This is a genomic window from Bradyrhizobium sp. 1 (assembly GCF_023073315.1).
GTDB lineage: Bacteria > Pseudomonadota > Alphaproteobacteria > Rhizobiales > Xanthobacteraceae > Bradyrhizobium.
This window is the reverse complement of record NZ_JADPJH010000026.1, coordinates 145847-163665: the sequence shown is the minus strand read 5'-3', so window position 1 is coordinate 163665 and position 17819 is coordinate 145847. Positions and strand designations below refer to the sequence as shown.

Sequence of the window (17819 nt, the reverse complement as noted above, 5' to 3'; positions counted from 1 at the left end):
TGAGTTTCCGTTCTCGATCTTTCCCGTCGTCCGACCTGCCGCGCGACAGTCTCCGCGCTCACTTAACGGCAGTAGCGATGCGACACGCGGTGCGACCTTCCGCTATTCGTGCGATGCCAGCAGCTGCCGTTCCTCCAATAATATCGATGCCAATGGTTATGCCGCCGGTGGGCTCCGGCGACGGCCCCGGCGGCAGCTCCTATGGCGGCGCCGCGACGACCGCCGATGGCACCACCGATGACCGCACCCCGAAGCGCACTCTGAGCGTACGTTTCGCTCGAAGGAAACATTCCCGCGAGCGAGAGCAGAATAACGAAGAGTGCAAGCTTTCGCATCGGAGGGGGCCTTTCTCGATTGATCGCTTCTGCTGTGCGGTAGCGCCGAATGGCTCATCTTCGAGCGGTGATCAGCGCCGCCGCGGCGCGGCGTAGCGCGGATTGAGGCCGCAAGAGGCGGACGTGCCCGAAGCAGCGGCCAGGCATTGTTGACGGGTGGCGAACTGGCAATTGCCGGGAAAGCCCCAGCGGCGACCTTGCAGGCAGTATCGATCCGTCTGGGCCGACTGGGCCTGCGACGAGCAGGCAAGGCACATAAGGGTGGCAAGCAATGCCAGCATCGGAACTGTGCGATGCATTTCGACCTCCATGGATGGAGGTGAATATATACCCGCGACGCGAGGGCTCTACCGCCAGTAAAAGCCCTTGCCGGACGCTGGGGCGTTTATTGATACGACCGGGGCGAAAAGCGCGCCCGCCAAGGCGAAATCTCAAGCTCGGGCTGCCTGAAGTCAACCGTATCAATTGACGGCAGTCACACCTCACAATCGTCACGGCGGGGATTTCCCCCGCCGCTCTGAACTCCCATCACGACCAGCGACGTCAATGCCTCACATGTTCGAACACCACGATCACGCCGGTCGGCTCGGGCTCATGCGCCATCAGGCGCGTCAAATCGGCATCGCTCCAGTCGGCGAGGCTGATGACTTCGCCTGTCTGGCGTTCCGCCGCTAACGACGGCGTGGGCTCGAGGACCTTCAGGCCCATCTCGTCGACGAAGAAGGTGTGCTCGCCGAACATACTGTTGAGCTGCGGCATGGCGGGATGTTCGTCGGGCAGGACCTGGGCACCGAGCTGGTTGACGGTCTGCTTCACCTGTTCGGAAGTGAGCTTCATGAGCTGCTCCGTTTCTGTCGTGTCGGGTTTCATTGAGTTGACCAGAGCGGGCGTTCCCTGCGCCTGCGTCGCCTGGCTCAAACTCCCGAACGGGTGCTGCGCACAAATGTTCCGGAAAAATGTATTTCGTGATCGCGCGCGGCGACCGCCGCGCTCATGGCACGGGATCGCCACACGATGTCCACGATTACGGGCGCCGCAGCGTTAATTGACGGCTTCGACGATGCGGATGTCGCGGTCGGCGCCGTCGCCGAGCAGATCGTGAGCTGCCTTGTAGGCCGGGCTTTCATACGCCGCCAAGGCGCTCGCGACGCTGTCGAACTCGATGAGGACGACGCGTTCCATCATGCCATGCTCGAAGGCAGCAGCCGGCATCCCGCGCGCGATCACGCGGCCACCCGCCGTTTCGATGGCCTGGCGCGACACCTTGGCATAGGCCGCCATGGCGTCGGGGTTCTTGATCGCGCGGTAGGTGGCAACCCAATAGGCCTTGGCCATTTTGTTTCTCCTGGTTTTTCTTGACCTAATGCTTGCTGCGGTTCTCGCCGACCGAGAGCGCGCAGATGCGTGACATATATGTGTAGGACAGACCACTCTCCTCAGCCCAGGCATTGAACTGCGCCTGCACTTTGGCGAGATCGCCCTTCGACTTCACCTCTTCGGCGATATCGAGGCCGGCCTCGCGCAAGGACGCGACCACGTCCTTGGAGGTGACAAAACCATCCCAGCCAACGAAGCGCAGCAGCATCTGGCCGGTGTTGCCCCCGAGCCGGCTGCCGCGCTTGGTGAGGAGGTCGAGCAGGCCGATCTCGTTGGACGGCGGCCACTTCGCCAGAAACTTGCCGAAGCTGCCATGTTCTTTGGCGATCTCCTGCACGAAGGCGGCGTTCTCGCGCACCGACATGATCTTGGCGCCGTTGCGCACGATGCGCGCATCGCGCAACAGGCCCTCCCAATAGTCCTCGGGCTGGAAGGTGAGCTTGGCCGGCTGGAAGTGCAGGAACGCGTCTTCGAAGCTGTCCCATTTCGAATCGATCACACTCCAGGCAAAGCCCGCGCAAAATACCCGTCTGGTCATCTCGGCGAGGATGCGGTCGTCGCCGAGTTTTGCGAGAGCCTTCAAATCGGGCTCGTCGGGCATCAGCTTTTCGAGCGCCTTGGGGCCGCCCTTGCGTTTCTCGGCGCGGGCGCGAATCGTCTTGAAGGAAGTCATGCGGTCACCGCGTTGAGGCGGCCACGACAACAGAATTCGACGATCCGGTCCAGCCCTGCGATATCAGGTCCCTTGCGCGCTCATGCGCGCCGCAGCATGCTGCCGTCTATTGAGCTTGCGGAAAGAGACAGCCTCCTCTGGTCTGCTTCTTGCTTTATAACATCCTGGAATTCCCCGACATTTTGATCTCCCGCGAACGGATATTCAATGCGCTGCCTGGTCGTGGCCGACCTGCACTATTCGCTGCCGCAGCTCGACTGGCTGGTCAGCGCGGCGCCTCAGTTCGACCTCGTGATCTTTGCCGGCGATGCGCTCGACATCGGCTCGATGGTAGATTTTCGCGCGCAGATCGTGGTGGTGAAGAAATATCTCGCGCTGCTCACGGCGCAGACCCGCGTGATCCTCTGCTCCGGCAATCACGATCTCGACGAGCGCAATGCGGAGGGCGAAAAGATCTCGCGCTGGATCTCGGAGGTGCGAGAGCTCGGCATCGCCTGCGATGGCGACAATCTCACGCTCGGCGACACGCTGTTCACGGTGTGCCCATGGTGGGACGGGCCGCTGGTCAAGCAGCGCATCGTCGAGCAGCTGCGTGACGCCGGCGCCAATCGCCCCAAGCGCTGGATCTGGGCGCATCATGCGCCGCCGGCGAACTCGCCGACCAGCTGGGGCGGCAAGCGCTTCTTCGGCGACGTCGAGCTGGTGCAGTGGATCATGCAGTATCAGCCGTCGATGGTGATCTCGGGCCATGTGCACCAGTCACCCTTCATCCCCGACGGTTCGTGGTTCGACCGGCTGGGTCACACCTGGGTGTTCAACGCCGGCCTGCAACCGGGCCGGCCGCCGACGCACATCGTGCTGGATCTCGATGCCAACAAGGCATTCTGGCTCGCGGCGGGCGAAGCGCAGTGGGTCGACCTCGACGCGCCGCTGAAACGGCCGGCTGCCACCATCGAGGAGCCGCCGGACTGGCTCACATCCTTGGGTCGGATTGCCGATCCGAGCCTGGCGAGACCTCGAGCGGCGGCAGGTTGATCATGCTCTGGAGCACCTCGCCAACCATGGCCAGATGCGTGCCGTGGCCGGCATATTGCCGCTTGAGATCGGCCAGATAGGTGTTGGCGACGTTGAGCCGCTGCGCCAGTGTACGCGCCAGCAGCAGCGCGACCTCCGGCCGCTGGATGAGGAACGACGCCGCGTCCTCGAACTCATAGATAACCGAATGCGCGCTGGCCCGTACCGTTGCCGTATGCGGCAGACCGAGCAGCACGGACATCTCGCCGAACACGGCGCCGGGCTCGGCGATGGTGGCGACCACCGTGTCGCTCTTGAGCACTTCGAGCTTGCCCTCGATGAGCACGTAGAGGTGGCCGCTGCTGGTGCCGCCTTCGCTGACGACGAGCGTGCCGGCCGCAACCTGCCGCTCCGTGCCGCCGGTGCAATGATCCAGAACTGCGCGCATCGCCGAAAGCTCCCATTGCTGGGGAAATCCTGGCGATACTAGAGCACGATCCGTGCCACGCGGCAAATCAAGGCGCGTGTGGCTAGCGCGATAACCGTTTTGCGAGGTGAACTGATTGCCAGTCGAGGCCGGTATCGCAAAACCCCGCCTTCTTCGCGAGGCCGCGCATTTCGGCATTTGCCCGCGCGGTCTCGGCTGCGATCATCTCGTGCCCGAGGTCGCTCGCGCGCCTCTCCATCGCGGTCATCATCTGCAAGCCGAGACCCGTGCGCTGAAATGCATCGGCGACTGAGATCGCGAACTCGCCATGCCCGGCCGCCGCATCATAGGCATAGAGCGTCTCGCCGATGATCATGCCGCGCCCCTCCTGCCTCAGCTCGGCGAGCAAGGTGAAGTGATCGGGATGGCTGGCTTTGGCGACGCATTCGGCCGCGACTATCGCGACGTCCGCCCGTGCGCCCATGAAGCGCTTGTTGCGTGTCGTCGTGGAAAGGCCGGTGAAATAGATCGAGAGGCTCTCCACATCGCAGGCATCGGCCGCCCTGATGCAGACAATGCCTTTGGTCTCGTTCGGCTCGACAACGGCATCCAGAGATAGCTGTGACATGCGTGACGCCCTCGGCAGGTTGCGTAGACCGCACACCTAACCGAGACCGCACGCCGGCGGCTTGGACATCGCTGCCAATCATGCGGCTGAAAACGAACAGCGCGTTTTCCTGTGCGTTGCGTCACACGCGGGAGAGTGACGGCACTTCCTCCGGCATGATCGCCTGAAGGCCGCCGAAGCGACGCTCGCGGCCATGGAAGGAGGCGAGAGCCGCAGCGAGATCGCTCGCTTCGAATTCGGGCCACATCCGCTCGGTGAAGTGCAGCTCGGCATAGGCGCCTTCCCAGAGCAGGAAGTCCGACAGCCGCTTCTCGCCGGAGGTGCGGATGATGAGATCGACGTCGCGCAGGCCGGCCTCACCGGTGACGAGCTGTGAGAAGGCTTCGCGGGTAAGGCTCGTCAGCGCCGCCGCTTTCGCCGCGGCGTTGAGGATGGCATCGCGCGCGGAATAGTCGACGGCGATCCGCAAATGAAGCGTGCTGCCGTGGGCGGTGGCCTGTTCGGCCCGCGCGATCGCATTGGCGATGCCGTCAGGCAGCCGGTCGCGGCGACCGATCACGGTGAGACGCACGCCGTTCTTGACGAGGCTCTGCACCTCGTTGGCGAGATAGAAGCGCAAGAGGGTCATCAGCGCAGCGACCTCGGCTTTCGGCCGGCGCCAATTGTCGGTGGAGAAGGCGTAAAGCGTCAGCGTGCCTATGCCTTGCTTGGGCGCCGCCTCGACGATGCGGCGGATAGCCTCGACCCCGGCCTCGTGGCCGCGCACGCGCGACAGGCCGCGTCGCGTCGCCCATCTGCCGTTGCCGTCCATGATGATGCCGACATGAAGCTTCTCGTTGTGGGACGTGACGTTACTTTGCATTGCAAAGTCTCCGGTCAAAAAAAGGGGAGGATCAGGTCGAGATGATGCCGAGGCGTCCGAGCGATGGCGCCTCGCGGCCGGCGGCTTTCGCAGCGTCGCGCACCAGGCGCTCGAGCACGGCGAGATAGTCGAGGAAGCGGCGGCGGCCGGCCTTGGTCAGGCGGCAGGTGGTGTGCGGGCGGTTGCCCTCATAACCCTTGGTCACCTCGACGAGCCCGGCTTCCTGGAGCACGGCGAGATGCCGGCTGAGATTGCCGTCGGTGAGGCCGCAGAGCTGCTTGAGATCGGCAAACGCAAGACCCTTGGGATGCGCCATCAGCGAGGTCAGAAGCCCGAGCCTCGCCTTCTCGTGGATGACGCGGTCGAGCCCTTCATATGAGAACGGCGCGTTGTCAGTCTTCGACATCATTGTCTCCGGACGCGAAAAAGAGAATGCCCGCCATCACCGACTGCCCGATCACGAAAGGCAGCCCCATGGTCCATGGCGATAGCGTGTGGGTCTGGCTCGCGAGCACCACGACCGCGAAGCCGGAAACGAAATACCAGGCGCCGGCGAGTGCGACGGTGCGCGGCAGCGAACGGACAGAGGCGAAGATGCCGAGCGACACCAGGATCTGCCACAGGCCCGGCAGCAGCCACAGCGTCTCGCTGGCGAACTTCCACATCACCACCGCAAGCAGCACACCGGCCACGCCGGCAGGCAGGAACTGCTCGACCGCCTGGTGGATCATGGCATCGGCCAGCCCCGAATGATGACGGCGCGAACGCGCGCGCATCTCGATGCCGATGATCAGGCCTGAAAGCGTGGCAGCGATCAGCCAGCCGAAGAAGAAGCCGAGCGGCGCGCTGGTCGCATCGCCGAGCAGCCAGAATTGCAGGATCGCGGTGAGAAGCGCAACGGCGCCGGTCGCAGCCATGGTCGCCGGGCCGTAGCCGCGGAAGGCCGTGCCGGCCGCAATCTGGCTGCGGATCGCCCCGATGTCCGCCAGTGCCTTGTCGAGATCGCGCATCGGCAACGCCAAAGCCCCGCTCCGCCCAATTGTCCGGGATTGTCCACCCGTTACTTTGTATTGCAAAGTATATCGCATCGCAAAGTAAAGGCAAGGCCGATTGTCGCCGCTGCAAGGCCGCCCCGCAGGAACAACTGCCGGTTGCGCCGCGCCTCCTCCCGCGGATAAGATGGACGCAGATACGTTCCGGGGGGAAGTATGTGGTTTAAGTCATTTGTCGTTGCGTCTCTTTTGCAGGTCGGCATCGCCGGAATCGCGCATGCGAAGGGGCCGTTCGGCTCCGTCAACGTCGGCAACTGGGTCGGCGGTGCGTTCAGCAATGACGAGACGGGTGCCTTCTCGCATTGCGCGGCAACCGCACCCTACGCCAATGGCGTCATTCTGGTCATTGGCCAGAACACGGCCGGCTCATGGATCCTGAGCTTTGCGAGCCCCAGCTACCAGTTCAAGCAGGGCGAGAACGCCGCGATCGACGTCATCTTCGACGGGCGGGAGCAGGCGAGATTGTTCGCCACGGCCAATCAGCCGAACATGCTCACATCCGTCATGCCGGCAAATGTCGTGCGCACGTTTCAGAAGGCAAGCCTCATGGTCGCGACGAGCGGCCGCACCGTCCTGAACTTCGACCTGACCTCGACCGGGCCCGTGATCGCGGCATTGGCCAATTGCGTGACCAGGGTGAAGGCCGACGGGCTGGGCAAGGCCGGCGACTTCACCAAGATCGCTGCCAAGCCGCAGGCGGCGCCGGACAAGCAGGCGCCACCGGCCCGCGGCAAAGCGACCCTGGCCAAGACCGGCACCGGCTTCGTGGTCAGCGCGAACGGCCACATCGTCACCAACAACCACGTGATCGACGGCTGCGTCGGCGACATCAAGGGCAATCTCACCGGCGAGGCCTCGATGGTGCTGCGTGTCGTGTCGAGCGATGCGAACAACGATCTCGCTCTGTTGCAGGCACCGTCGACGATGGCATTCAAGGACTTTGCACGGATCCGCGACCGCTCGATCCGCTCCGGCGATTCCGTCATCGTCATCGGCTTTCCTTTCCATGGCTTGCTCACGTCGGATTTCACCGTGACGACCGGTATCGCGAGCTCGCTCAGCGGCATGCGCAACGACACGCGTTTCCTGCAAATCAGCGCGCCGGTGCAGCCCGGCAATAGCGGCGGCCCGCTGTTCGACACCACCGGGCAGATCGTGGGCGTGGTAACCGCGAAGATCCCCGCACTGCGCATCGCCGCTGCGACCGGCGACATCCCTGAAAACATCAACTTCGCGATCAAGACCGGCGCGCTGCGCGACTTCCTCGACAATTCCGTGGTGCCTTACCAGACCGCGGAGCCGAAGGCCGAGCTCAAGACCACCGACATCGCCGGCAACGCGCGGCCCTATACGATGCTGATCTCGTGCAACGCCACCGAGCAGGCGGACGCGAAGCGGTGAGGTAAGCTGCCGCATTAATCATCGCCGCGGTCCCTCGATTCAATCACCGCTGTCTCGGCATATTGGATCGCCCGCCTTCGCGGGCGATGACAGTTAAGGGTGAGATTGGCAGCACGCCCCCTTCGCCGCCTGCGGCTCGTACTGGTCGCGCAGGCGGACCCAGTCCATCGGATAGGGCAGGCCCTGCTCGTGACGGCCGAGCGGCGTGAGGTCGAGATATTGATAGGCGGCGTTCATCATGTCGAGGCCGCGGGCAAAGCACGAATAGGTGTGAAAAATCTCGCCCGCCTCGTTGCGGAAGAACACGCTGATGCCGGGTAGCTCCGGGCCGTAGAACGGCGTGGTGCCGAAATTGTATTTCGGCACGCCCTTGTCGATCTCTTCGCGGGTAAACGAGACCTCGTAGTCGTGGTTGAAGTCGTTGCCGCCCGAGGAAACCCAGTCAAAACTCCAGCCCATCCGCTGCTTGAAAGCCTCGAGCTTTGCGACCGGCGCCAGCGAGACCGCAACCATCGCCGTGTCGCGCGCGGCGAGGTGCGGCGCCATGCGATCAAGACCGTCGGCCCAGAACGAGCAGCTCTTGCAGGCGGCCTCCCAATCGGGTGCGAACATCACGTGCTGAATCACGAGCTGCGGACGGCCGTTAAAGAGGTCGCCGAGCGTCACCTGGCCGTTTGGTCCCTCGAACACATAGGCCTTCTCGACCTTGACCCAGGGCAATGCGCGGCGTTCTTCGGCGAGGCGCTCACGTGCCTGGCTCAGTTCCTTCTCATGCGCCAGATGGATTTTGCGGGCCGCGATCCATTGCTCGCGCGAGGCAATCTGATGTTGCTGCATGGTGTCCTCCATGGTGTCAGGCGACGTAGGCATCGAGCTTGTCGAGGAACGAGCTCCACCCGCGCTGGTGGTTGTCGCGCGCGGTCTCGTCGAAGAACTGGGCATGATGAAAGATCATCAGCGTGCCGTCGCTGTCCGGTTTCAGCGTGATCGTCACCAGCGACTCGCGCTCCGGCGTCGAGTGCCAGGCCCAGGTGAACACCAGAAGCTCGTTCGGCACCACCTCGCGATAGGTGCCTCCCGCCTCGAAATATTCGCCGTCATCGCGGGTGAAGCTGATGCGATAACGGCCGCCGGGGCGGACGTCGAGCTCCGCATTCAGCGTCGCCGGCTTTATGTTCGGCGGCCCGAACCATTGCATCAGCTGCGCGGCTTGCGTCCAGGCGGCGTAGACTTTTTCCGGCCGCGCGCGGAGCCGGCGCGTGAGTGTAAGGCTTGGACATTCAAGGCTTGGACGTTCAAGGCTCGGACGTTCAAGGCTTGGCGGGTCGGCTGTACGGGGGTCGGCGTTGACGGCTGCGTTGGCCATGTCTCTTCCTCCACGAACGCGGCAAGACGATCGAGATTGTCGGACCAGAACTGCGCGTAGCGATTGAGCCAGCCCGCCGCCTGTTGCATCGGCTGCGCGGTGAGCCGGCAAGCCACCGTGCGCCCGGTCTTCTCCCGCATGATCAGGCCGGCATCCGTGAGCACATCGAGATGCTTCATGATCGCCGGCAGCGAGACCGGAAACGGTGCGGCCAGCTCGCTCACCGACAGGCCGGCCTGCTCGCCCAGGCGCGCGAGAAGTGCACGCCGCGTCGGATCGGAGAGCGCCGCAAAGGTTCGGTCGAGGGTCTGATCCTGATACTTAACCATATGGTTTAGTATAGGCGTGAACGACGTCGCGTCAAGCAGGAACCCGAGTTCACGAGCCTGCACGACGACGCGATCGGGACAAGGCCGATCGTCGGAGCGCCGAAGGCGCGCCGCTAGTACGGCGCGACGTGGCGCGGGCGCCGGCGTGGTTGCGGCTGAGGCTGCGCCGCCTGCCCATAGGCGACAAGCGGATTGGGTCCGCAGTAGAGCAGCCGGCCGGAGACGCTCGCCTGGCATTGCTCATAGGTGCTGTAGGCGCATTCGCCGGGATAGTCGTATTCGCCGCCCTGGGCGCACCAGGGATAGTTGCGCGCCGCGGCCGGTGTCGTGGTGAGAACGCCTGCAAGGACCGTCGCGCCCAGCGTCAGCAGTGCCAATTGCGTCTTGCGCATGATCCCAACTCCTCTGTTCACGGCACGAGATACGCGTCATCTATCATCAGGTTTCGCCGCGCCGTTTTATTCCAGATCGACGGGACAGACCACGCAAGAAAAAAGCCCTGCCGAACGGCAGGGCTCCATTCCTCGCAATCACAAGATCGCTACTCGACCTTCAGGCCGGCGAACTCGACGACCTTCTTCCACTTCGCGGTCTCGGCTTCGACCTCCTTGCCGAACGCCTCGGGCGTCAGCACCAGCGGATCGCCGCCGAGCTCGACCAGGCGCTTGGTCATGTCGGGTTCCTTCATGAGCGCGTTGATCTCATTGTTGAGCTTGGCGATCATGTCCTTGGGCATGTTCTTCGGTGCGCCCATGCCGAACAGCGCGCTCGCCTCGTAGTCCTTCACGGTCTCGCCGATCGCGGGCACGTCAGGGAGCTGCGCCGAACGCTGCGCCGTGGTGACGCCGAGCGCGCGCAGCGAGTCGGAGCGGATGTGCTGGATGATCGAGGGCATGTTGTCGAAGATCACCTGCACCTGACCGCCGAGCATGTCGGTGATCGCGAGCGCGGCGCCGCGATAGGGCACGTGCTGCATCTTGCAGCCGGTCATCGCCATGAACATCTCGCCGGACAAATGCACCGAGGTGCCGTTGCCGGAGGAAGCCATGTTCACCTTGCCGGGATTGGCCTTCACATAGTCGATGAACTCGGCGACGGTCTTGGCCGGCACGTCCTTGTTCACGGTCATCACGTTCGGCACGCGCTGGAACCCGGCAATCGGTGCGATGTCGCGCACGAAGTTGAACTTGAGGTTCGTGTAGAGCGTGGAGTTGATGTAGTTGGCCGGATTGACCAGCAACACGGTGTAGCCGTCGGGCTCGGCGTTGACGACGGATTCGGTGCCGATGTTGTTGCCGGCGCCTGGTTTGTTCTCGACCACGAATTGCTGGCCGAGCCGTTCCGAAAGCCGCTGGCCGATCAGCCGCGCCAGGATGTCGGTGGCGCCGCCCGGCGGATAGCCGACCACGAACTTCACCGGCCGGGACGGATAGTCGGCGGCAAAGGCTTTCGACAGCGGGCTGGCTGCAAGCGGACTGGCGGCAAGCAGGCCCAGCGCGGAACGGCGAGTGATCATCTCAAGGGTTCTCCCAGTGTTGTTCTTGAAAGCGGATATCTTGAAGGAGTCGGCGGCGCGGTTGTAACAAAGCTTGCCGCAGGCGGAAAGTGCGTGCGGCGCACCATGACGAAAGGATAAGGCATGCCGGTCAGGGTCGAAGCTCTCGATCATCTCGTGATCAACGTCGCCGAGGTCGCTGTCACCACAGAGTGGTATCGCAAGATCCTGGGCATGGAAGTCAAGGTGTTCGACCCCGGCGGCGGCAAAGCGCCGCGGACTTCTCTTCAATTCGGTAACCAGAAGATCAACGTCCGGCCGCGCGATGCCGACAAGGTGGAATGGTTCACCGCGGACCACCAGACCGCCGGCAGCGAGGATCTGTGCTTCCTGACCTCCGCCGCGCCCGACGAGGTGGTGGCGCATTTGAAGGCACATGGCGTCGCGATCGAGGAAGGCCCGGTTGCCAAGCAGGGCGCCCGCGGCACGCTGCGCTCGGTCTATTGCCGGGATCCGGATGGGAGCTTGATCGAGATTTCGTCGTACATGGATGGCGGCCGGTAGGGCTGGCGGCCGGCCCCACGCACCGTCATTGCGAGGATCCCTTGCGACGAAGCAATGACGGAGGAGAGAGCGGCAAGACGCAATAATCAAATAGCGGCCGCCATCAAGATGCAGGCTGCTTGGGAGGACGCATGGCCATCAAACAGACCACAGCCGGAGTCGTGGGCCCGTTCGACGGGCTCGACGTGCCCTGGCTCTTGAGGATGCGCGCCGAGGTGCGCGGCTCACATCCGTTCCTGATCTGGGCGCCGTTCGATGCGCCGGCGCGGCGCTGGAGCTATGGCGAGTTTCACGATCGGGTCGGCGCGCTCGCGGCAGGGCTCGCCAAACGCGGCGTCAAGCCCGGCGAATATCTGCTCATCCATCTCGACAATTGCATCGAGGCGTTGCTGGCCTGGTTCGCCTGCGTCGAGCTCGGCGCCATCGCGGTTACGACCAACACGCGCTCGGCGCCGGCCGAGATCGCGTATTTTGCCGATCATTGCGGCGCCATCGCTGCGATCACACAGCCGGCCTATGCGGAGATCGTCGCCCAAAGCTGCCGCAACATCCGCTGGATGGCGGTGACGTCGCATGATGCAGGTACGGCGCCTCAGCAGGCGGTTTCACGCGGCGACAGTTTCGAGGCGCTGTTCGTCGACGGCGCGGACCGTCCCAAGCGCGCGCCCGATCCGCTGGCACCGTGCAGCGTACAGTACACGTCAGGCACGACAGCGCGGCCGAAGGCGGTGCTCTGGACCCACGCCAACGCGCTGTGGGGCGCCAAGATCAATGCCGCGCATGAAGACCTGCACGCCAGCGACGTACACCAGACCTATCTGCCGCTGTTCCACACCAATGCGCTGGCCTATTCGATGCTGGCGTCGCTGTGGGTCGGCGCGACCTGCGTGATCCAGCCGCGCTTCTCCGCCAGCCGGTTCTGGGGCGTGGCGCGCGAGCACGGTTCGACCTGGACCTCGACGATCCCGTTCTGCATGAAGGCGCTGCTCGAGCAGGAGGTCCCGAAGGACCACAAATTCCGCCTCTGGGGCACCGCGATCAACGAGCCGCCGGCCTTTGCCGCGTTCGGCATCAAGATGATCGGCTGGTGGGGCATGACCGAGACCATCACCCACGGCATCGTCGGCGAGGTCGATCAGCCCAACATCCCGATGTCGATCGGCCGCGCCGCTCCCGAATATCAGATCCGCATCACCGACGATGACGGACGGCCGACCGAAATCGGCGACACCGGCAATCTCTCGATCAAGGGCATCCCCGGCCTGTCGCTGTTCGCCGAATATCTGCACAACGAGACGGCGACGCGCGAAAGCTTTGACGAGCACGGCTTCTTTCTCACCGGCGACCGCGTCGAGCGTCTGACAGACGGCTTCATCAGGTTCGGCGACCGCGCCAAGGACATGCTGAAGGTCGGCGGCGAGAACGTCGCGGCGTCCGAGATCGAGCAAGTCGTCGCCGTCGTGCCCGGCGTGCGCGAAGCGGCGGTGGTCGCCAAGAAACATCCGATGCTGGACGAGGTGCCGGTCGTCTTCATCATCCCGCATGGCGGCGTCGCGGGCGCTGCCGCCGGTCTGCACGACAGCGTAATGGCCGCCTGTCGCAAGGGCCTCGCCGACTTCAAGGTGCCTCGCGAGATCAGGCTCGTCGACGACATGCCGCGCTCGACGCTGGAGAAGGTGGCGAAGGCGGAGTTAAGGAAGATGCTGGGGTGAGGCGGTGCCGTAGGTTGGGTTAGCCCTGCATATGCGCGAAGCGCATATGCTCGGCGTAACCCACCAACTTCGTTCGGCAAGCGTGGAGGGATGGTGGGTTACGCCCAGCGCCCGCGCTTCGCGCAGCCGCGAGGCTAACCCACCCTACGGCATCTCGCCTAGAACGATCCCAGCGCCACCGGGCGGAACGCCTGCAACAGCTGCTGATCCAGCTTGCTGCCCATGCCTTCCATCATCGTGAAGGCGCGCGTGTGGGTGAAGGGCATGCGATAGGCGCGCTTCTCCACCAGGGCGGCGTAGATGTCGACGATCGTCGTCAGACGCACGATGTCGCTGATCTGGTTCGACGAGAGCCCGTTCGGATAGCCGCTGCCGTCGAGGAATTCGTGGTGATGCAGCACGACGTCGAGCATCTCCGGCGGGAAGCCGCCCTGGGCTGCGAGCGCGTCATAGCCGCGGCGTGGATGCTGGCGGACCTCGGCCATCTCCTCGTCGGTGAGCTTGCCGGGCTTGTCGAGCAGCACGGAGGGAACGAAGGCCTTGCCGACGTCGTGCAGCAGCGCGGCGCGGGTCAGGCGGCGCTGGTCGTCCTCGCGCATGCCGAGATGCTGCGCAAAGGAGACGGCAAAGCCGGTGACGAACAGGCAGTGACGATAGCTGCCGGCATGGTGGCAGCCGACCGTGGTCAGCCATTCGCGCAGCGAGGAGTGCTTGATCGCCTTCAAGATCTTGCTCTCGGCGGCGATGACGTCGTCAAAGGTCAACGGTACGCCGAGCGGCAGCTTCTCGAACATCTTCTTCAGCACCGCATGCGCCGCCTCGACGCCGCGGTTGAGCGTCTTGCCGCGATCGGTCGCGTCATAGGTCGTGGTGTCCGGGAACGCGGCGCGGATACGCTGGAGGATGTCCTCAGGCTGGAGCGGGCGCGAGATCGTGTCGGTGGCGCCCAGCGCCCAGGCCTGCATGGTGCCGTGATGCAGGGCATCGGCGAGCACGAACAGCCGCGGCATCGTGCGATAGGCATCGCCGCGCAACTTGTTGCGTACGCGCTGCACGCTCTCGGGCGCGCGCAGATTGATGTCGACGACGAGACCGGAGAGATCGCGCGAGGGCTGCTCGGGAATCTCCCGTGTCGTCACCGTCGAGACATCGCCGACCGCCTTCAAGATGCTGGCGAGTTCGTTGCTCTCGTCGCTCCGGTCGGAGGCGAGCAAAAGCCGGCGTTTGGCGGCGGATTTGGCTGGCGCGTTCATGGCTTCCCCAAAAGCACGGGACGGGATTTGGCATCAGCCTAAGCCGGATCAGGTTCTCTCGCCCTTAAGAGGCGTGCTCAATGGAAGCTTTGGGAATTGCACGCAATTTTACGGAATTCGGGTTCCGTGACGGGAACAGCAAAATGGCGGAAACAACCCCATGCACAGTAGACATACCATTGAAAAGACTGCGTTTTTCGGAACGAAAAAATCCGCCGGAGGTTGCCCTCCGGCGGATTGTCTCAAGCAGCCCTGGACCGCCTTACGCCTTCATCGAGCCCTTCACGGCTTCCGCCGTGATCGGCAGCGCCCGGACGCGGGCCCCTGAGGCGTTGAAGATGGCGTTGCCGATCGCCGGGGCGATGACGGTCACCGCGGGCTCGCCGACGCCGGTGGCCTTTTCGCCATTGGCGATCACGGCGATTGCGACCTCGGGCACCTGGCTCATGCGCAAGGGCGTGTAGCTGTCGAAATTGGTCTGCTCGATGCCACCGTCCTTCAGCGTCGCCTTTTCGTACATCGCCAGCGACAGGCCCCACATCGCCGCACCCTCGACCTGGGCACGGATGTTGTCGGGATGCACCTGCGTGCCGACATCGGTTGCGACCGTGAGCTTCTTCACGGTCACTTCGCCCGACGGCGCCACGGCGACATGCGCGACGCAGGCCGTCCAGCTTGCGGTCGCGCGTTCCTGCGACGACACGCAGGCCACGCCCATGCCCTCGCCTTTCGGCAGCTTCTTGGTGCCGTAGCCGGCAAGGCCCATCGCGGCGAGCAGCGTGTTGCGCAGCCGCTGCGCGCCACCGTCGTTCTTGCCGGCGCCGTCGAGCAGCGAGATGCGGTATTGCGCCGGATCCTTGCCGGTCGCAGCCGCGATCTCGTCGATCATGCTCTCGACCGCCCAGAACGTCCAACCCGGCGCCACTGAACGAAGCTGACCCGACGGGGTGGCGTTGTGCGCCATCTCGTTCTTGATCGCCCGCACATAATGGTTGGGCACGGTGTAGAAGAAGTCCGATCCGTTCACCGTGAACGAATCCAGCGGCCCCTTCTTGTCGACCGAGGGCGTCAGGAAATCGGGGATTCCCCAGCGCTGGGTCGGCCAGGCCGAGACCACGTCGTGGCTGAGCGCGACGAGCTTGCCGTCGCCATCAACACCGGCTTTCACTTTCTGGTAGGTCAGCGGACGCGAGAAATCCATCGTCATGTCGTTCTCGCGCGTGTAGATCACCTTCACCGGCTTGCCGATCGCCTTCGCCGCCTGCACCGCCGGCACCATCATGTCGGCATCCAGCCTGCGGCCAAAGCCGCCGCCGAGCCACATCTGGTGCATCACCACGAACTTCGGATCGATCCCAGCCGCGCCCGCCGCAATCGCGCCGGAGCGGGTTGCGAACTGGTTGCCGGAATAGATGTGCAGGATGTCGCCCTTGAACTCCGCAGTGGCGTTCATCGGCTCCATCGGCGCGTGGATGTTGATGCTGGTGGTGTACTCCGCCTCCAGCACCTTGGCCGCCGTGCCGAGTGCCGCCGCGGGATCGCCGTCCTTGACGAAGAACTGCCCGGAATCGTCGAGTTTCTGAAGCCGCCTGGCTTCATCGAGCAGCGACTGGCTCGACACCTTCGCATTCGGGCCACCGTCATAGGCGATCTTCAGCGCTTCGGCCGCTTTCTTGGCGTTGGCATAGGTGCTGGCGACCGCAACGACCCAACCCGACGTCGTCTGGGTCTTGTCGTCGAGGGTGACGGCCTTGATGAAGCCCGGCACCTTCTTCGCAGCGCTGTCGTCGACCGATTTCACCGTGGCGCCGAAGCGCACCGGCGGCGTCACCACCGCGCCATAGGCCATGCCCGGAATCATCACGTCGATGCCGTATTTGGCCGTGCCGTTGGTCTTGGAGGGGATGTCGAGCTGCGGCACCGATACACCGATCATGGTGTACTGATCCGGCGTCTTCAGCTTGATCGCCTTGAGCTCATCAGGCGTGAAGGTTTTGGTTGCCTTGCCGCTCTTGACGACATCAGCGAACGACATCTGCTTCTTCGACTTCGGATGCACGATCATGGAATCGCGCACCACGAGATCCGACGCCGGCACGCCCATCGCGGCAGCAGCACCTTCTGTCAACGCCATCCGTCCGGCCGCGCCGGCGCGGCTCATGGCGTCAAAATTCATCATGGTCGACCAGCTGCCGCCAGTGATCTGCGCCCCCAGCACGGGGTCGTTGAATTTTGGATCGTTCGAGGCGAGATTGACCCGCATGTCGCTCCACTTCGCGCCCAGCTCCTCGCAGACGATCTGCGCCATGGTGGAGGCGATGTGCTGGCCCATGTCGGCCTTGCCGCAGGTCACGGTGACCAGACCATCGGGCGCGATCGCATACCAGACGCTCGGCTCGAAATTCGACGGCGCGGCAAGCGCCTCACCGATGCCGGGCACGCCGGCATAGCCGAGCACGAGGCCGGTCGCGGCGGTGCCGACGAGGAAGGAGCGGCGGCTGAGATCGGTCGCCTCAGGGGTGATGGTCTTCATGTGCTGATTCATGTGGGCCTCCGCTCGTTGCCGGCGGCGGATGCGGTGCGCATCTCGGTGGCGGCGCGCATGATCGCCTTCTGGATCCGCGAATAGGTCATGCAACGGCAGAGATTTCCGTCCATATGCGCCACGACCTCTTCCTTGGTCGGATTGGCGTTCTTCGCAAGCAGCGAGGCCGCCTGCATGATCTGTCCGGACTGGCAGTAGCCGCATTGCGGCACCTGCTCGGCAATCCACGCCTTCTGAAGCGGATGGTCGCCCTTGGGGGCGAGGCCTTCGATGGTGGTGATCTTCTTGCCGGCGACGTCGCCGACCAGGGTCTGGCACGAGCGCACGGCTTCGCCGTTGACGTGCACGGTGCAGGCACCGCACAACCCGGCACCGCAGCCGAATTTTGTGCCGGTCATCTGCAATTGTTCGCGGATAGCCCAAAGGAGCGGCGTGTCGTTTGCCGCATCCACGGGCATGCTCCGCCCGTTGATGGTGAGCGTTGGCATAGGCGTCTTCCCCTGCCGGTGCATGAAGCCGCTTACGGCGGCAACACTTGTGTGGCGGACGCCCACCGGGCCGGCGGCCGCCTTGATCGCAAGAATGATCGCGTTCGCGCGTGGAGGCAAATGCAATTTGGAATCGATCGAAACTATCGCGGCGGCTCAGTGTTGTGCGTTGCGACATCGGCACCGATGCAGCGACTGGACGCAACAGACAATGCGTCAAGCATGCATGCCATCGCGTTCGCGACGGTTTCCTCCGAGTAACCCTGCGAGCTAAGATGCAACCACCGACGTAGGTGCT

The 17819-nt window shown here is 64.0% G+C and carries 22 protein-coding genes; 4 read left to right on the top strand and 18 right to left on the bottom strand.

The window, feature by feature from the left end; translation table 11 throughout:
* Positions 1-62 precede the first annotated feature (62 nt).
* From IVB29_RS21305 to IVB29_RS21285, 5 genes are all read right to left on the bottom strand, one after another.
* Entirely contained in the window at positions 63-290 is a 228-nt protein-coding gene (locus tag IVB29_RS21305) for a YMGG-like glycine zipper-containing protein (protein WP_247505561.1), read from the bottom strand.
* 116 nt (positions 291-406) lie between these two features.
* Positions 407-634 (bottom strand): DUF3551 domain-containing protein, encoded by a 228-nt coding sequence (locus tag IVB29_RS21300; protein WP_247505350.1) that lies wholly within the window; start codon positions 632-634, stop codon positions 407-409.
* 244 nt (positions 635-878) lie between these two features.
* Positions 879-1172 carry a hypothetical protein gene (locus tag IVB29_RS21295; protein ID WP_247505349.1) on the bottom strand — a complete coding sequence of 98 codons (294 nt, stop codon included), beginning with the start codon at positions 1170-1172 and terminating at the stop codon, positions 879-881.
* 204 nt (positions 1173-1376) lie between these two features.
* Entirely contained in the window at positions 1377-1670 is a 294-nt protein-coding gene (locus IVB29_RS21290; RefSeq protein ID WP_247505348.1) for a DUF1330 domain-containing protein, read from the bottom strand.
* A gap of 25 nt (positions 1671-1695) precedes the next feature.
* Positions 1696-2385, bottom strand: a complete 690-nt coding sequence (locus tag IVB29_RS21285; protein WP_247505347.1) for a DNA-3-methyladenine glycosylase I — start codon at positions 2383-2385, stop codon at positions 1696-1698.
* Positions 2386-2592: 207 nt separating this feature from the next.
* Here IVB29_RS21285 and IVB29_RS21280 point away from each other — a divergent pair, with 207 nt between their 5' ends.
* Positions 2593-3420: a metallophosphoesterase family protein gene (locus tag IVB29_RS21280; RefSeq protein ID WP_247505346.1), complete on the top strand. Its 828-nt coding sequence runs from the start codon at positions 2593-2595 to the stop codon at positions 3418-3420.
* Here the strand turns inward: IVB29_RS21280 and IVB29_RS21275 are convergent.
* The 5 genes from IVB29_RS21275 to IVB29_RS21255 all read right to left on the bottom strand — a co-directional run bounded on the left by IVB29_RS21275 (position 3359) and on the right by IVB29_RS21255 (position 6326).
* Complete coding sequence (locus tag IVB29_RS21275) at positions 3359-3847, bottom strand: cyclic nucleotide-binding domain-containing protein (RefSeq protein WP_247505345.1); 489 nt, start codon at positions 3845-3847, stop codon at positions 3359-3361. The two genes, IVB29_RS21280 and IVB29_RS21275, sit on opposite strands and share 62 nt — an antisense overlap.
* Before the next feature lie 82 nt (positions 3848-3929).
* On the bottom strand, positions 3930-4454 hold the full coding sequence (locus IVB29_RS21270) for a GNAT family N-acetyltransferase (protein WP_247505344.1): 525 nt from the start codon (positions 4452-4454) through the stop codon (positions 3930-3932).
* Positions 4455-4575: 121 nt separating this feature from the next.
* Positions 4576-5316 (bottom strand): di-trans,poly-cis-decaprenylcistransferase, encoded by a 741-nt coding sequence (locus IVB29_RS21265; protein WP_247505343.1) that lies wholly within the window; start codon positions 5314-5316, stop codon positions 4576-4578.
* A gap of 31 nt (positions 5317-5347) precedes the next feature.
* The gene (locus IVB29_RS21260) at positions 5348-5722 is read right to left on the bottom strand and encodes a transcriptional regulator (RefSeq protein ID WP_247505342.1); all 375 of its coding nucleotides are present in this window, start codon (positions 5720-5722) and stop codon (positions 5348-5350) included.
* Complete coding sequence (locus tag IVB29_RS21255) at positions 5709-6326, bottom strand: hypothetical protein (RefSeq protein WP_247505341.1); 618 nt, start codon at positions 6324-6326, stop codon at positions 5709-5711. Before IVB29_RS21255 ends, IVB29_RS21260 begins: the two co-directional genes overlap by 14 nt.
* Before the next feature lie 198 nt (positions 6327-6524).
* Here IVB29_RS21255 and IVB29_RS21250 point away from each other — a divergent pair, with 198 nt between their 5' ends.
* Complete coding sequence (locus IVB29_RS21250; RefSeq protein ID WP_247505340.1) at positions 6525-7769, top strand: serine protease; 1245 nt, start codon at positions 6525-6527, stop codon at positions 7767-7769.
* A 93-nt stretch (positions 7770-7862) separates the two neighbouring features.
* Here the strand turns inward: IVB29_RS21250 and IVB29_RS21245 are convergent, their stop codons facing one another.
* The 5 genes from IVB29_RS21245 to IVB29_RS21225 form a co-directional block, all read right to left on the bottom strand.
* Positions 7863-8606, bottom strand: a complete 744-nt coding sequence (locus IVB29_RS21245) for a thioredoxin family protein (protein ID WP_247505339.1) — start codon at positions 8604-8606, stop codon at positions 7863-7865.
* 16 nt (positions 8607-8622) lie between these two features.
* Positions 8623-8967 (bottom strand): SRPBCC domain-containing protein, encoded by a 345-nt coding sequence (locus IVB29_RS21240; protein ID WP_247505338.1) that lies wholly within the window; start codon positions 8965-8967, stop codon positions 8623-8625.
* Positions 8967-9527, bottom strand: a complete 561-nt coding sequence (locus IVB29_RS21235) for a helix-turn-helix transcriptional regulator (RefSeq protein ID WP_247505337.1) — start codon at positions 9525-9527, stop codon at positions 8967-8969. Before IVB29_RS21235 ends, IVB29_RS21240 begins: the two co-directional genes overlap by 1 nt.
* A 50-nt stretch (positions 9528-9577) precedes the next feature.
* Positions 9578-9856: a DUF3551 domain-containing protein gene (locus IVB29_RS21230; protein WP_247505336.1), complete on the bottom strand. Its 279-nt coding sequence runs from the start codon at positions 9854-9856 to the stop codon at positions 9578-9580.
* Between the two features lie 149 nt (positions 9857-10005).
* Positions 10006-10980: a tripartite tricarboxylate transporter substrate binding protein gene (locus IVB29_RS21225; protein ID WP_247505335.1), complete on the bottom strand. Its 975-nt coding sequence runs from the start codon at positions 10978-10980 to the stop codon at positions 10006-10008.
* Between the two features lie 123 nt (positions 10981-11103).
* Between IVB29_RS21225 and IVB29_RS21220 the strand changes: the two genes are divergently transcribed.
* The gene (locus IVB29_RS21220) at positions 11104-11523 is read left to right on the top strand and encodes a VOC family protein (RefSeq protein WP_247505334.1); all 420 of its coding nucleotides are present in this window, start codon (positions 11104-11106) and stop codon (positions 11521-11523) included.
* A 131-nt stretch (positions 11524-11654) separates the two neighbouring features.
* Positions 11655-13235, top strand: coding sequence for an AMP-binding protein (locus tag IVB29_RS21215; protein WP_247505333.1), 1581 nt, complete (start codon positions 11655-11657; stop codon positions 13233-13235).
* Positions 13236-13393: 158 nt separating this feature from the next.
* Here IVB29_RS21215 and IVB29_RS21210 read toward each other — a convergent pair whose 3' ends face one another.
* The 3 genes from IVB29_RS21210 to IVB29_RS21200 all read right to left on the bottom strand — a co-directional run bounded on the left by IVB29_RS21210 (position 13394) and on the right by IVB29_RS21200 (position 17521).
* A complete protein-coding gene (locus tag IVB29_RS21210; protein WP_247505332.1) occupies positions 13394-14488 on the bottom strand; it encodes an HD domain-containing phosphohydrolase in 1095 nt (364 codons plus the stop codon).
* Between the two features lie 262 nt (positions 14489-14750).
* Complete coding sequence (locus IVB29_RS21205; protein ID WP_247505331.1) at positions 14751-17033, bottom strand: molybdopterin cofactor-binding domain-containing protein; 2283 nt, start codon at positions 17031-17033, stop codon at positions 14751-14753.
* Entirely contained in the window at positions 17030-17521 is a 492-nt protein-coding gene (locus IVB29_RS21200) for a (2Fe-2S)-binding protein (RefSeq protein WP_247505330.1), read from the bottom strand. The genes IVB29_RS21205 and IVB29_RS21200 overlap by 4 nt, the downstream gene beginning before the upstream one ends.
* Between the last annotated feature and the right edge of the window lie 298 nt (positions 17522-17819).

Excerpts from the sequence above, each read along its gene's own strand:
- IVB29_RS21305 (WP_247505561.1), bottom strand. The coding sequence starts at position 290 with ATGTTTCCTTCGAGCGAAACGTACGCTCAGAGTGCGCTTCGGGGTGCG.
- IVB29_RS21300 (WP_247505350.1), bottom strand. The coding sequence starts at position 634 with ATGCATCGCACAGTTCCGATGCTGGCATTGCTTGCCACCCTTATGTGC.
- IVB29_RS21295 (WP_247505349.1), bottom strand. The coding sequence starts at position 1,172 with ATGAAGCTCACTTCCGAACAGGTGAAGCAGACCGTCAACCAGCTCGGT.
- IVB29_RS21290 (WP_247505348.1), bottom strand. The coding sequence starts at position 1,670 with ATGGCCAAGGCCTATTGGGTTGCCACCTACCGCGCGATCAAGAACCCC.
- IVB29_RS21285 (WP_247505347.1), bottom strand. The coding sequence starts at position 2,385 with ATGACTTCCTTCAAGACGATTCGCGCCCGCGCCGAGAAACGCAAGGGC.
- IVB29_RS21280 (WP_247505346.1), top strand. The coding sequence starts at position 2,593 with ATGCGCTGCCTGGTCGTGGCCGACCTGCACTATTCGCTGCCGCAGCTC.
- IVB29_RS21275 (WP_247505345.1), bottom strand. The coding sequence starts at position 3,847 with ATGCGCGCAGTTCTGGATCATTGCACCGGCGGCACGGAGCGGCAGGTT.
- IVB29_RS21270 (WP_247505344.1), bottom strand. The coding sequence starts at position 4,454 with ATGTCACAGCTATCTCTGGATGCCGTTGTCGAGCCGAACGAGACCAAA.
- IVB29_RS21265 (WP_247505343.1), bottom strand. The coding sequence starts at position 5,316 with ATGCAAAGTAACGTCACGTCCCACAACGAGAAGCTTCATGTCGGCATC.
- IVB29_RS21260 (WP_247505342.1), bottom strand. The coding sequence starts at position 5,722 with ATGTCGAAGACTGACAACGCGCCGTTCTCATATGAAGGGCTCGACCGC.
- IVB29_RS21255 (WP_247505341.1), bottom strand. The coding sequence starts at position 6,326 with ATGCGCGATCTCGACAAGGCACTGGCGGACATCGGGGCGATCCGCAGC.
- IVB29_RS21250 (WP_247505340.1), top strand. The coding sequence starts at position 6,525 with ATGTGGTTTAAGTCATTTGTCGTTGCGTCTCTTTTGCAGGTCGGCATC.
- IVB29_RS21245 (WP_247505339.1), bottom strand. The coding sequence starts at position 8,606 with ATGCAGCAACATCAGATTGCCTCGCGCGAGCAATGGATCGCGGCCCGC.
- IVB29_RS21240 (WP_247505338.1), bottom strand. The coding sequence starts at position 8,967 with ATGCAATGGTTCGGGCCGCCGAACATAAAGCCGGCGACGCTGAATGCG.
- IVB29_RS21230 (WP_247505336.1), bottom strand. The coding sequence starts at position 9,856 with ATGCGCAAGACGCAATTGGCACTGCTGACGCTGGGCGCGACGGTCCTT.
- IVB29_RS21225 (WP_247505335.1), bottom strand. The coding sequence starts at position 10,980 with ATGATCACTCGCCGTTCCGCGCTGGGCCTGCTTGCCGCCAGTCCGCTT.
- IVB29_RS21220 (WP_247505334.1), top strand. The coding sequence starts at position 11,104 with ATGCCGGTCAGGGTCGAAGCTCTCGATCATCTCGTGATCAACGTCGCC.
- IVB29_RS21215 (WP_247505333.1), top strand. The coding sequence starts at position 11,655 with ATGGCCATCAAACAGACCACAGCCGGAGTCGTGGGCCCGTTCGACGGG.
- IVB29_RS21210 (WP_247505332.1), bottom strand. The coding sequence starts at position 14,488 with ATGAACGCGCCAGCCAAATCCGCCGCCAAACGCCGGCTTTTGCTCGCC.
- IVB29_RS21205 (WP_247505331.1), bottom strand. The coding sequence starts at position 17,033 with ATGAATCAGCACATGAAGACCATCACCCCTGAGGCGACCGATCTCAGC.
- IVB29_RS21200 (WP_247505330.1), bottom strand. The coding sequence starts at position 17,521 with ATGCCAACGCTCACCATCAACGGGCGGAGCATGCCCGTGGATGCGGCA.